The following is a 12244-nucleotide window of genomic DNA, read 5'->3' as shown; positions in this document are numbered from 1 at the left end:
ACCGGAGCAGATGATGACTGATGCAATAAAAAAATGTAGTGCCAACGAAACCGCAGCCTGTTGTTGTGTGGATGTTGGTACGGTAATGGATAACAGTGACTGTACTGCCAGCTGGTCAGCGAGCTATGCTGATCGAAATGCGGCGGAGTCGGCACTGGCAACTCTGACGGCCAAAGCCCGTGCAATAGAATCTTCGCCCTGCGAAATTCAGGCGGAATTTAATGATCAAACAGAATCTGTCCGGCTGGACGCGGAATTTATTTTTAGCTGCCAGGCTGAAAGTATGATTTTCCAGTTAGGTCTGCGTTAATTCCTGCCTGAGCCGCTGCCGCGGCTCTCTGTTCTTTCAGCAATGAGTCAGGTTTTCAGCCCTGGCCGTTCGTATCAATTCGTGTTGCTTCTCTCATTTTTTGTTACCGCTATTGGCGTAAAAATCGCATCCGGGCAACACTGACTATCAGGTCAGACCTCTTTCCTGACAAGCCACAGCCGTCACAAGGAAACCGAATGAATAAATCCCAGCCTTTACGTACGCGACAGGGCGAACGAATTGTATTTACTCATGGTTTACGCACACCGTTTGTCCGCCAGGCGACCGATTTTCACGGGCTGCCTGCGCTGGAATTAGGCCGGATTTTAATCTCAGAGCTGATGGCACGCAGTGAGCTATCCCCCGAAATTATTGAGCTGCTGGTGTTTGGGCAGGTGATACAAATGCCGGAGGCACCCAATATTGCCCGTGAGGTGGTTCTCAGTAGTGGTTTACTGCCGCGAACTGATGCGTACAGCGTTAGTCGAGCCTGTGCTACCAGCCTGCAGTCCGTTGCCAGCGTGGCTGAGAATATGGTAGCGGGTCATTGTAAAGCGGCCATTGCGGGCGGGGCAGACTCATCGTCGGTATTACCGATAGGAGTATCGCGGCCACTGGCAAAGGCTTTACTGGATATGAGCAAAGCCAAGGGCTGGTCTAAGAAACTGGCATGCCTGTCCGGCATGGGATTACGTGATTTTCTGCCTCAACAGCCGTCGGTGGCGGAATATTCGACAGGATTGCGGATGGGAGATACCGCCGAGCAGATGGCAAAGAGCTATCATATCAGTCGGCAGGACCAGGATAACTATGCCAGAAAATCACATCAGCTGGCGGCACAGGCCTGGGATAGCGGGCAGTTGGATCAGGAAGTGATGACTGTCTGGCTGGCCGGAAAATCAGCACCGGTCAGCCGGGATAACACGGTGCGTGCTAACAGTTCTGCAGAAGATTATCAGCGCCTGAAGCCGGCGTTTGATCGCCGGCATGGCAGTGTGACGGCGGCCAACAGCAGTATCCTGACCGACGGTGCGGCAGCAGTGATAATGATGACTGAATCGCGGGCACGTGATTTGGGACTCCGGCCATTAGGATTCTTACGGAGTTATGCTTTCACCGCTGCCGATGTATGGCGGGATATGCTGCTGGGGCCCGCTTTTGCATCGCCGATCGCTCTGGAACGCGCCGGTATTACTCTGCAGGATTTAACCCTGATCGAAATGCATGAGGCTTTTGCTGCGCAGGTGTTGGTCAATCAGAAAATGTTCAGCGATCCACAGTTTGCCAGCGAGACGCTGAAAAGGATGCAACCTCTGGGAGAAATTGACCCACAGCGCTTCAATGTGCAGGGCGGGTCGCTGGCTTACGGTCATCCGTTCGCCGCTACCGGAGCGAGGATGATTACTCAGACGCTTCACGAGCTACGACGCCGTGGCGGAGGGCTGGGGCTGGTCACTGCCTGTGCGGCAGGGGGCTTGGGTGCGGCAATGGTCCTGGAGGTCGAATAATGACGACAGATACTGCGTTCCGTCTGACGATTGGCGATGATCATGTTGCCGTGATTACCCTCGATGTAGTGGGGGAGAAGGTGAATACCCTGAAAGCAGAGTTTGTTGATCAGTTACGAACAGTGATTGATGTGGCACGTAAGGATCCTCAGCTGGCCGGGCTGGTATTCATTTCCGGGAAGAAGGACAGTTTTATCGCCGGTGCGGATATCCGGATGATCGACAACTGTCAGAGTGCCGGTGAGATAGAAACTATTTCACAACAGGCTCAGTCGGTGATGGCTGATATTGCCGCATTGCCGGTACCGGTTGTGGCAGCTATCCACGGAGCCTGCCTTGGCGGAGGCCTGGAGTTCGCTCTGGCCTGTGATATTCGCCTCTGTACCGATGACGAGAAAACCCGCCTTGGCTTGCCGGAAGTACAGTTGGGGCTGTTGCCGGGGGCCGGGGGTACCCAGCGCCTGCCGGCGCTGATTGGGCTGGCGGAGGCGCTGCCGCTGATCCTTACCGGAAAAACCCTCAGGCCTCGTCAGGCACTGAAGATGGGTCTGGTGGACGAGATTGTCAGCCCTGATGGGCTGCTACAGATAGCACGGCAGAAAGCCATTGCCGGGAAAACGACACCCCGCCGCCCCGATATCAGACAGCGTTTGTTGTCTGTCAGGGGAATACGGCGAATCTATTTCCGCATGGCAAGACGACAGGCTGAACAAAAAAGCCGTGGCCATTATCCGGCTGTCGAACGGATACTCTCTCTGCTGGAACAGCATCGTACAGTGCCTTCTGCCGGAGATTATCAGCAGGAAAGTCGTTATTTTGCGGAACTGGCGATGACCCCGGAGTCTGTTGCATTACGTCGGTTATTTTTTATCTCTACAGCCCTGAAAAAACCGCAGGAATTGCCGCCGGGAGTGGTTCCGGTGAACCGTGTCGTTGTGCTGGGGGGCGGGCTGATGGGAGGGGGGATTGCCGCTATCAGCGCACTAAATGCCGGCGTGGCAGTGCGTATCAAAGATATCACGCCGCAGGGTGTCCGGCATGCCATCGACTATAGTGCCGGAATTCTGAAGAAAAAAGTTCAGCGCAAACATTTGCGCAAGGCAGAGATGGCTCAGCAGATGTCGCGGATTACCGGAGACACTGAATGGCGGGGAATGAGCCACTGTCCGCTGGTGATTGAAGCCGTGTTTGAGGATTTGCCGACCAAACAGCAGATGGTGGCTGAAACGGAACAGCGTTGTCTGCCTGCCACTGTGTTTGCGTCCAATACTTCCTCGTTGTCACTGCAGGATATTGCGCGGCATGCAGAACGACCCGAAAATATTATCGGGCTACACTACTTCAGCCCTGCGGAGAAAATGCCGCTGGCTGAGATTATTCCGCAACCGGCAACTTCCGAAAGGACTCTGGCGCTGACTCTGGCATTTGCCAGACAGCAGGGCAAAATTCCGCTGGTAGTTGCTGATCGCCCGGGATTCTATGTAAATCGTATTCTGACTCCTTACCTGAATGAAGCAATGCACTGTCTGCTGGAAGGTGAACCGGTGGAAGTTATCGATCAGGCACTGGTCGATTTTGGCTTTCCCCTCGGTCCGTTTCAGTTGCTGGATCAGGTCGGGATTGATGTCGCGGCCAAAATATCCCCTGTGTTGTATCAGGCTTATGGTGAGCGCTTTCAAACGCCTGAGCGAATTTCAGCTATGATTAATGATGGACGAAAAGGCCGTAAAAATGGTAAGGGATTTTACCTCTACCCGGCAAAAAAAACGTGGTTCCCCAGTAAAAAGCAGGCTGATCCGGCTATCTATGCATTACTGCATGTGAAACCTCATGCACAGCAGGATCCGGCCGACATTGCAAGGCGTTGCGTACTGATGATGTTGAATGAGGCGATGCGTTGCCTTGACGAGCAGGTGATCCGTAATGAGGAAGACGGTGATGCCGGGGCGGTATTTGGTATTGGCTTCCCCCCCTATCTGGGTGGGCCCTTTAACTATATCCGGCAACAAGGGGAAGCTGAAATTTTACGGCAACTGGAGCAGGCAGCCAGCCGGTACGGTGAACGTTTTACTCCTTGTCGGCCAGTTTATGAGCCATAGGCGGATATGCAAATATCCTATGGTGAAGTTTGCCCGGGCCGCTGCTATTTTAACTGGCGAGCGGTTAACAGAAGCCATGGGGATAGCCGGGAAAAAGCAGGATTTGCGCCGGGTCAATATGAGAGGAGATAGGTTGTTCAGTAAATAAACAATTGGTTGACTGTAGCACAGGCTTTAGGTAAAACACCTGCTTCATTGCTTTTTGCGGTTTGCTGCAGGTAATGAAACCGTTCTTTTTTCAATTAACAGCGGTGCCATATGCAAGTTTATATCATGCGTCACGGTGAAGCGGCGCTCGAAGCGGACAGTGATTCAGTCAGACCCCTGACACATTGCGGTTGTAGTGAGTCACGACAAATGGCCAGTTGGCTGTGTAAACAAACTGTCGATATCGAACGTGTGCTGGTAAGCCCTTATCTGCGTGCTGAACAGACCCTTTCTGAAGTCCGTGGCTGTCTGCAGCTGCCGAAAGAGTTTGAAGTATTACCTGAGCTGACTCCTTCCGGGGATGCAGCAAGTGTGGCCAGTTATCTTGAGGTCCTGGCGAAACAGGGCGTAAGCTCGGTATTAGTCGTTTCTCACCTCCCGTTAGTCGGCTATCTGGTATCAGCGCTCTGTCCACAGGAAGCTCCACCGATGTTCGCCACCTCAGGCATTGCCTGTGTCCGCTTTGACGAAAAGAGCGGGCAGGGGGAGTTGCTGTGGCAGGTTAGCCCTTCAAGGCTTGATAAAGCGATGTAACCGGAACTGACCCGGGGGCAAACCCCGGGTCAGGGTAATTCCGGGGGCTGCCACTCTTCTGTCTCAATCAACACCAGTAATGCGGCATCGCCTCCAAACAGGCGAGGGGCCTGGTGAAAGGCCATCACATAGGGATGCTGAGCCAGCCACAACGGTGTCTGTTGCTTCAGGATGTGCTTTCCGTGCCCATGCATGACACTGGCACAAAACAGATGCTCCCTGCGGCAGGCAGCGAGTAATGCTCCCAGTTCCTGTTTTGCCTGTTGCTGTGTCAGACCATGCAGGTCGAGAAATATTTCCGGCGTGTAATCCCCACGACGCAGTTTCTTAAGCTCATAGTGACTGACATCGGCCCGCACATAGCGGACAGGCCCTTCCTCAGCCAGCAGCGGCTGGAATTCATCAGAAAAATAGTGACTGTTATCTGCCTGTTCCGAGAGTGCGCGTTTTTCAGTAATTTTACGTCCCGATGCCCGTAACGGGGTATGCAGTACGGTATCCTGTTTCAGGCGTCGGGTATCTGACATCAGTTGCCGGAACAACGCCTGGTCTTCATGAGCTGTTTTTTTTGAATTCATATGACCACTGGATCTGTCAGGGCGGATAAAAGCGTATTTTCCCTGCTTCCTGTTAAATTGCAAATTCGATTCAGATCTGTGACTGTCGGCTATGGTTATCAGCGGCAGCCGGTCAGAACACACACCACATAACAAATGTATTTTTGTCGCTTTGGATAAGTCGATTCAGGATAGCAGATAAAAGCTGGCTTTTTATCATCAGGACGCTGAATTCTGAGTCACTTCATGGCAAACTATCGCCAGTTTTTGGTTATCGCCCCCGGAGGGCAATGTGGACAAAATTTTCGTCGATGAGGCAGTGAACGAACTGCACACCATTCAGGATATGCTGCGCTGGGCAGTAAGCCGCTTTTCAGCGGCTGATATCTGGTACGGGCATGGCACAGACAATCCCTGGGACGAAGCTGTTCAGCTGGTTTTGCCAACGCTCTATCTTCCGCCGGAAATTCCGGAAGATATGTATACAGCGCGCCTGACCAGTAGTGAAAAAAAGCGTATTGTGGAGCGGGTGATCCGCCGGGTTAACGACCGGGTGCCGGTCGCTTATCTGACTCATAAAGCCTGGTTCTGCGGACATGAATTTTATGTGGATGAGCGTGTACTGGTCCCACGTTCGCCGATCGGTGAGCTGATTAACCATCGTTTTACGGGCCTGATTAATATCCAGCCTGAGCGTATTCTTGATATGTGTACCGGCAGCGGTTGCATCGCCATCGCCTGTGCGCATGAATTCCCGGAAGCAGAAGTGGATGCCGTGGATATTTCGGCAGATGCCCTGGCCGTAACGGAACAGAATATTGAAGCACACGGTTTGCTGCATCAGGTGACTCCTTTGCGTTCTGACCTGTTCCGTGATTTACCCGCCATTAAGTATGATTTAATCGTGACCAATCCGCCGTATGTTGATGCTGAAGATATGGATGATTTGCCGGATGAATACCGCCATGAGCCGGAATTAGGGCTGGCAGCCGGTAGTGATGGCCTGGTGCTGGTACAGCGAATACTGGCAAATGCCGCAGATTATCTGACCGATGACGGCGTGCTGATTTGTGAAGTCGGTAACAGCATGGTGCATATGATTGAGCAGTATCCTGAAGTGCCTTTTACCTGGCTCGAGTTTGAAAATGGTGGTGACGGGGTGTTTATGCTGGACAGGCAGCAACTGATTGAGGCGATGCCTTACTTCAGACAGTACCAGTTTTAATTTCAGGATTGACCGGTGGCCTGCCGGTTTGTGTTGCAGAATTGAGGAACTACCATGGCCGGAAATAGTATTGGACAGCTTTTCAGAGTCACCACCTTTGGTGAATCACATGGGATTGCCCTGGGATGTATCGTGGATGGTGTCCCCCCAGGCATCCCGCTCACTGAAGCAGATATTCAGCACGATCTGGACCGCCGCCGTCCGGGGACTTCGCGTTATACCACTCAGCGGCGTGAACCGGATCAGGTGAAAATCCTGTCAGGTGTATTTGAAGGTGTTACCACCGGAACCTCTATTGGTTTACTGATCGAAAATACCGATCAGCGTTCTCAGGATTATAGTGCGATTAAAGATCTGTTCCGTCCGGGACATGCAGACTACACCTATGAACAAAAATATGGTCTGCGTGACTATCGTGGCGGTGGTCGTTCATCCGCCCGTGAAACTGCAATGCGGGTTGCGGCCGGAGCTATTGCTAAAAAATATCTGCAACAGGCTCATGGTATTGTCGTTCGTGGCTATCTGGCTCAGATGGGTGATGTGCGTTGTGAGTTACGCGACTGGCAGCAGGTAGAACAGAATCCTTTCTTTTCAGCAGATGAGACGGTGCTGGATGCGCTGGATGAATTGTTGCGTGGCCTGAAGAAAGAGGGCGACTCCATTGGCGCTAAGGTCAGTGTCGTGGCGGAAGGTGTTCCTCCAGGGCTCGGTGAACCGGTGTTTGACCGGCTGGATGCCGATCTGGCACATGCCCTGATGAGCATTAATGCCGTGAAAGGCGTTGAGATTGGTGATGGATTTGCGGTGGTCAGCCAGCGAGGGAGTCAGCACCGGGATGAAATCCGCCGTGATGGTTTTCAGAGTAACCATGCAGGTGGCATTCTGGGGGGGATCAGTAGTGGTCAGGCGATCCTGGCGACCCTGGCTCTGAAACCGACGTCCAGCATTACGGTACCAGGTAAGACTATCACCCGGCAAGGTGAGGAAGTGGATATGATCACCAAAGGGCGTCATGACCCTTGTGTGGGGATCCGTGCGGTGCCAATTGCAGAAGCAATGATGGCAATAACTTTGATGGATCATCTGCTGCGTCATCGTGCTCAGTGTGCAGACGTGCAGAGTAGTGTTCCTCGCTGGTAAATACGATGAAAAAAATTGCGCTCGCGGTTCTGATGTTGCTAGTGAATGCCAGTGCTGTGGCTGCAACACCCTGGCAGCAGATTCAGAAACCTGTCAGTGGTCCGCCACAATCCATTGGTAGCTTTGCTAACGGTTGTATTATTGGCGCTCAAAGCCTGCCTCTGAATGCTGAAAATTATCAGGTGATGCGTCAGGATCAGCGGCGTTATTTTGGTCATCCAGATTTGATCCAGTTTATTCAGCGCTTTAGTGCCCGGGTTGCCGAACAGCGACTGGGTGAAGTACTGATTGGTGATATGGGGATGGCGGCGGGTGGACGCTTCAGCAGTGGCCATGCCAGCCATCAGACCGGCCTTGATGTTGATATCTGGTTGCAACTGCCTAAGTCACGCTGGACGGCACAGCAGCTTTTGCATCCTCAGCCCCTGGATCTGGTCTCTGCCGATGGTAAACATGTGGTTGCCAGACACTGGACTCCTGCAGTGGCACAGATGATCAAACTGGCCGCAGAAGATCCACAGGTCACCCGCATTTTTGTGAATCCGGCAATAAAGCAGCAACTTTGTCTTCAGGCTGGTAGCGATCGTAACTGGCTGAACAAAGTTCGTCCGTGGTTTGCTCATCGTGCACATATGCATGTCCGGTTGCGTTGCCCTCCGGGCAGTACTGAATGTCAGGATCAGCCACCACCACCGCCAGGGGACGGATGTGGTGCTGAACTTCAAAGCTGGTTCCAGCCAGCGAAACCTGGCAGTGGCGCTCCGGTCAAACGGACACCTCCGCCGTTACCACCTTCCTGTCAGGCATTGCTCGATAAACATTTATTGTAAGGAACACTATGGAGTGGTTTTTGGTCTCACCCGGGACGGTTGCTCTGTTATTTCTGGTGGCGGTTGCTGCTGCGTTTATAGACTCGATTGCCGGGGGCGGCGGATTGTTAACCGTCCCGGCACTGTTGGCCGCCGGACTCTCACCGGCCAACGCCCTGGCCACCAATAAGCTGCAGTCGGTGGGAGGTTCCTTTTCAGCCAGCCTCTATTTTATTCGCCGTGGCGCGGTCAGGCTGTCTGAACAACGCCTGAATATCGTCATGACTTTTATCGGTGCCATGACAGGCGCCATAGTGATTCAGCATTTAAGGGCTGATGTGCTACGCCAGTTGTTACCGTTATTGATGATTGGTACCGGTTTATGGTTTTTACTGATGCCAAAAGTCGGGGAGACGGATCGTCCGTCAAGACTCACGGGCCTGGGATTCGCACTGGTGGGCGGCGGATGTGTTGGCTTCTATGACGGATTTTTCGGACCCGGTGCAGGCTCGTTTTATGCACTAGCGTTTGTGACCCTGAGTGGCTTTAATCTGGCTAAAGCTACTGCTCATGCCAAGTTGCTGAATTTTACCTCTAACTTTGCCGGTCTGCTGTTTTTTATGTTCGGTGGCAAAATTGTCTGGGGACTGGGTGCCGTGATGTTGTTCGGAGCATTTTGTGGCGCACGGCTAGGGGCCCGGCTGGTACTGACCCGTGGACAGCAATTGATCCGGCCGATGGTCGTTATCGTGTCGCTGGTCATGAGTCTGAAACTTTTATGGGACAGCCACGGTCAGGCGATTCTGCAGGCTTTAGGGCACTGAATCTGACCCACAGGGAGCAAAGTCGCTCTACATGCGACTTAAAGTGACGTAAATCAGGTAAAGAGTAAGCAATGACAACACATAATTATCAGGATCTGATGGTCATTTTTGACCAGTGTTTTTATCAGGATTTTAATACCCGGCTGGTCAAAGGGGACGACGAGCCTGTTTATCTGCCGGCAGATCGACACAGTGATTTTAACCGGATCGTTTTCGCTCACGGTTTTTACGCCAGTGCCCTGCATGAGATCTCCCACTGGTGTGTCGCCGGCGAAGCCCGCCGTAAGCTGGTGGATTTTGGTTACTGGTATTGTCCTGATGGCCGTGATCAGCAGACCCAGCAGCAATTTGAAGCTGTAGAAGTGACACCGCAGGCCTTTGAGTGGATGTTTTCGGTCGCCGCCGGATTTCCGTTTAATGTCAGTTGTGACAACCTGGAAGGTGACTGTGAACCTGACAGGGTCGCTTTTCAGCGCAAGGTTCATCAGAAAATAGCGGATTTCCTGACCCGGGGAATTCCTGAACGCCCCTTGCGGTTTATTACGGCATTAAACCGTTTCTATGCGACTCCGGTGCTGAATGCTGAACAGTTTCCGTGGCCGGAAGAGCTGTGCTGAGCGGTATTTCCCTGAATAAGAGGTTCTGAGTAATGGTAGAGATTGAAGCGCATATCCTGGCAATGATCGATGATATGGTGGAAAGCGCTTCCGATGATCAGTTATTTGCCGGTGGCTATTTACGCGGGCATTTGACTCAGTCGGTTGCAGAACTGGAGCTGCAGGGAGAAAGCAGCCCGCAGGCATTGAAACAGAAGGTTGAACAGAGCCTGCAGGCAGCTATCCGCCAGCAGGAGTTATCGCCGCCCGACCAGGTACTGGTCCTGAGCCTGTGGGAAGAGCTTTATCATAAGGCCAGCAATGCTTAAGCTGGCTGAGTCACAGAAGGTGCTGCTATCATCCGTTGACGGGGCGGCCTTTCAGTAGTTTTCTTATCCAGAAACGGTTTGGCTGCAAGGCGTCAAGAGTTGTGGCATCCAGAGGCTGAGGCTCACCACTGATCTGTGCCGCCAGAATTTCGGCAGCCAGAGGGGCACTGCATAATCCCCGTGAACCCAGTGCTGCCAGCACGAAGAGTTGTGGCCAGACCGGCGCTGCTGTGACCAGTTCCGGTTTGTGGCTTTGTTGCTGTAATGCCGAATATTGAGTCAGAGTGGCATCATAATCGGGCAGAGCCCCGGTCATGGGTAAGTGGTCACGGATAGCGCAACGCACACCGTTTCTGGCCTGGTGTAGTGAGACATCAACTTCAGTGGTCCATGGGCTGTCTGGCAGGCAGTTAATGAGCCGCTGACGGTTTTCCTGTTGATCTGTTTCGCTGAAGCAGGCGTTCTCCTCCCCCCGATGATAACTGGCACCAATACAGTGGGTCTGAAACTGTGGGCTGAGCGGGGTCAGATATCCGTCGTAGCAGAGCACAGTTTTCAGTGCGGACAAGCCCGGGGACGCAGGGACATGACTGACCTGTCCTGCGACCGGATAGACCGGTAAATGTGCCGACTGGGTCAGTTGGCTAACCCGGTGACCGTTGGCCAGCACCACTGCAGCGTGTTGTTTAGCCGGATGGGATGTGAAATTTAACTGCCAGCCTTCCTTCTCTGGTTGCAATGACAGCAGATCATGCTGCCAGTAGCAGGTCATTCCCTGTTGCTCCGCCAGTCCGATCAGATTGGTTGTCAGTTGCGCGGGATTGAGCCAGCCTCCTTGCGGATAAAAAATACCGCCACAGTCCAGCGAAACTCCGGCCAGTTCACTGGCCTGTTTAGCGTCAACGTCGCGGGCAATCGAAGCGGGTAAATCCATCTCCAGCATCTGTTCAATTTTACGCTGACTCTTATCATCCCATCCCAGTTGCAGTACTCCGCTCCAGTCATGTTCAAATTCACAGGGCAGGGTGTCATAAAACCGCCGTGCAAAACTGAATGCTGTCGGGAAAAAAGTGGCCAACGCCGGATCATGGTTGTTCAGCAGAGGATAGAGCGCACCCTGACGGTTGCCTGAGGCATTGGCTGCCGGAGCCTCATCCGCGCAATACAGGCTGACCCGGTAACCCCGACGCAGCAGAGCGAGTGCCAGGCAGGCACTGGCAATGCCCCCGCCAATAATCGCAACTTCTTTTCCGGTGACCGCTGGCCGGTGAAACCAGGGACGTGCAACCGGAACAGATACAGCCTGAGGAAGGCTTCCGCAGAGCATCTCACGTTTGCGTCCAAAGCCTTTGCGTTTTTCGGCCTGAAAACCGGCCTGTTGCAGACCACGACGGACAAAACCAGCCGCGGTAAACGTGGCAAAGGTACCCCCCGGACGTGACAGACGAGCCATCGCTGAAAATACCCGATCATTCCACATCCGGGGATTTTTTGACGGGGCAAACCCATCCAGAAACCATGCATCGACCTGATGATTCATGCTGTCATCAAATGTATTAATCAGCAGGTTAACATCTCCCAGCCACAGGTCCAGTGTGACCTGTCCATGATTAAACAACATTCTTTGGCCGCCGGATAACGCATCAGGCCATTGTTGTTGTAGCTGGTGGGCATATTCAGCCAGTTCCGGCCAGTGACGGTGGGCCACAATGATATCCTGGCGGGTCAGTAAATATTTTTCACAGCTGATGAAGTGCAGACGCTTAACGCTGGCTTGTGGATTCTCAGCCAGCGCACGGTCAAATGCCTGCCAGAGTGTCAGAAAATTGAGGCCTGTACCGAAACCGGTCTCAGCAACAATAAAAAGATCGCCCGGATGGTCGGAAAAACGCGCCGGGAGCTGGTTTCCGCCCAGAAAAACATAACGGGTTTCATTAAGACCGTCGTCATTGGAAAAATAGACGTCATCAAAAAATTCAGAAACAGGTGTACCCTGTTCGTTCCATCGGAGGGTAGCATGTTCTATTCGGCAGGGCTTCACGGCTTAAGGCTCATTGGTCAGGCAGTAAGCGAATTTTATCGATATCATACCTGCGACGCAAATTT

Annotated in this window: 12 protein-coding genes; 10 read left to right on the top strand and 2 right to left on the bottom strand. The window is 52.9% G+C overall.

All coding sequences use genetic code 11. The annotated features are described in order from the left end of the window. Window positions 1–13 precede the first annotated feature (13 nt). The 4 genes from HA49_RS07945 to sixA all read left to right on the top strand — a co-directional run bounded on the left by HA49_RS07945 (window position 14) and on the right by sixA (window position 4658). Window positions 14–310 (top strand): YfcZ/YiiS family protein, encoded by a 297-nt coding sequence (locus HA49_RS07945; protein ID WP_084706389.1) that lies wholly within the window; start codon window positions 14–16, stop codon window positions 308–310. Between the two features lie 197 nt (window positions 311–507). Further along, complete coding sequence (gene fadI / locus HA49_RS07940) at window positions 508–1818, top strand: acetyl-CoA C-acyltransferase FadI (protein WP_038021850.1); 1311 nt, start codon at window positions 508–510, stop codon at window positions 1816–1818. Next, window positions 1818–3917 carry a fatty acid oxidation complex subunit alpha FadJ gene (gene fadJ, locus HA49_RS07935; protein WP_046791717.1) on the top strand — a complete coding sequence of 700 codons (2100 nt, stop codon included), beginning with the start codon at window positions 1818–1820 and terminating at the stop codon, window positions 3915–3917. Before fadI ends, fadJ begins: the two co-directional genes overlap by 1 nt. Window positions 3918–4175: 258 nt before the next feature. Continuing rightward, window positions 4176–4658, top strand: a complete 483-nt coding sequence (gene sixA, locus HA49_RS07930) for a phosphohistidine phosphatase SixA (RefSeq protein ID WP_038021848.1) — start codon at window positions 4176–4178, stop codon at window positions 4656–4658. A 29-nt stretch (window positions 4659–4687) separates the two neighbouring features. Here sixA and smrB read toward each other — a convergent pair whose 3' ends face one another. Then, window positions 4688–5236, bottom strand: a complete 549-nt coding sequence (gene smrB, locus HA49_RS07925; protein WP_038021846.1) for an endonuclease SmrB — start codon at window positions 5234–5236, stop codon at window positions 4688–4690. 271 nt (window positions 5237–5507) lie between these two features. Between smrB and prmB the strand changes: the two genes are divergently transcribed. From prmB to HA49_RS07895, 6 genes are all read left to right on the top strand, one after another. Next, window positions 5508–6440, top strand: a complete 933-nt coding sequence (prmB, locus tag HA49_RS07920) for a 50S ribosomal protein L3 N(5)-glutamine methyltransferase (RefSeq protein ID WP_038021844.1) — start codon at window positions 5508–5510, stop codon at window positions 6438–6440. A gap of 54 nt (window positions 6441–6494) precedes the next feature. After that, window positions 6495–7580, top strand: coding sequence for a chorismate synthase (gene aroC, locus HA49_RS07915; RefSeq protein ID WP_038021841.1), 1086 nt, complete (start codon window positions 6495–6497; stop codon window positions 7578–7580). Window positions 7581–7585: 5 nt separating this feature from the next. Further along, on the top strand, window positions 7586–8410 hold the full coding sequence (gene mepA, locus HA49_RS07910) for a penicillin-insensitive murein endopeptidase (RefSeq protein WP_038021839.1): 825 nt from the start codon (window positions 7586–7588) through the stop codon (window positions 8408–8410). Between the two features lie 8 nt (window positions 8411–8418). Continuing rightward, on the top strand, window positions 8419–9213 hold the full coding sequence (locus HA49_RS07905; protein WP_038021837.1) for a sulfite exporter TauE/SafE family protein: 795 nt from the start codon (window positions 8419–8421) through the stop codon (window positions 9211–9213). 71 nt (window positions 9214–9284) lie between these two features. Continuing rightward, complete coding sequence (locus tag HA49_RS07900; protein ID WP_038021833.1) at window positions 9285–9830, top strand: elongation factor P hydroxylase; 546 nt, start codon at window positions 9285–9287, stop codon at window positions 9828–9830. 32 nt (window positions 9831–9862) lie between these two features. Beyond that, on the top strand, window positions 9863–10138 hold the full coding sequence (locus HA49_RS07895; protein WP_038021831.1) for a YfcL family protein: 276 nt from the start codon (window positions 9863–9865) through the stop codon (window positions 10136–10138). Window positions 10139–10166: 28 nt separating this feature from the next. Here the strand turns inward: HA49_RS07895 and mnmC are convergent, their stop codons facing one another. Continuing rightward, on the bottom strand, window positions 10167–12179 hold the full coding sequence (gene mnmC / locus HA49_RS07890) for a bifunctional tRNA (5-methylaminomethyl-2-thiouridine)(34)-methyltransferase MnmC2/FAD-dependent 5-carboxymethylaminomethyl-2-thiouridine(34) oxidoreductase MnmC1 (protein WP_038021829.1): 2013 nt from the start codon (window positions 12177–12179) through the stop codon (window positions 10167–10169). Window positions 12180–12244 lie beyond the last annotated feature (65 nt).

The organism is Tatumella morbirosei, assembly GCF_000757425.2.
Taxonomy (GTDB): domain Bacteria; phylum Pseudomonadota; class Gammaproteobacteria; order Enterobacterales; family Enterobacteriaceae; genus Tatumella; species Tatumella morbirosei.
The sequence above is the reverse complement of the archived record's forward strand: the minus strand, read 5'-3'. Positions and strand labels throughout refer to the sequence as shown.

Coding starts and splice junctions, on each gene's coding strand:
- HA49_RS07945 (WP_084706389.1), top strand. CDS start 14: ATGACTGATGCAATAAAAAAATGTAGTGCCAACGAAACCGCAGCCTGT.
- fadI (WP_038021850.1), top strand. CDS start 508: ATGAATAAATCCCAGCCTTTACGTACGCGACAGGGCGAACGAATTGTA.
- fadJ (WP_046791717.1), top strand. CDS start 1,818: ATGACGACAGATACTGCGTTCCGTCTGACGATTGGCGATGATCATGTT.
- sixA (WP_038021848.1), top strand. CDS start 4,176: ATGCAAGTTTATATCATGCGTCACGGTGAAGCGGCGCTCGAAGCGGAC.
- smrB (WP_038021846.1), bottom strand. CDS start 5,236: ATGAATTCAAAAAAAACAGCTCATGAAGACCAGGCGTTGTTCCGGCAA.
- aroC (WP_038021841.1), top strand. CDS start 6,495: ATGGCCGGAAATAGTATTGGACAGCTTTTCAGAGTCACCACCTTTGGT.
- mepA (WP_038021839.1), top strand. CDS start 7,586: ATGAAAAAAATTGCGCTCGCGGTTCTGATGTTGCTAGTGAATGCCAGT.
- HA49_RS07905 (WP_038021837.1), top strand. CDS start 8,419: ATGGAGTGGTTTTTGGTCTCACCCGGGACGGTTGCTCTGTTATTTCTG.
- HA49_RS07900 (WP_038021833.1), top strand. CDS start 9,285: ATGACAACACATAATTATCAGGATCTGATGGTCATTTTTGACCAGTGT.
- HA49_RS07895 (WP_038021831.1), top strand. CDS start 9,863: ATGGTAGAGATTGAAGCGCATATCCTGGCAATGATCGATGATATGGTG.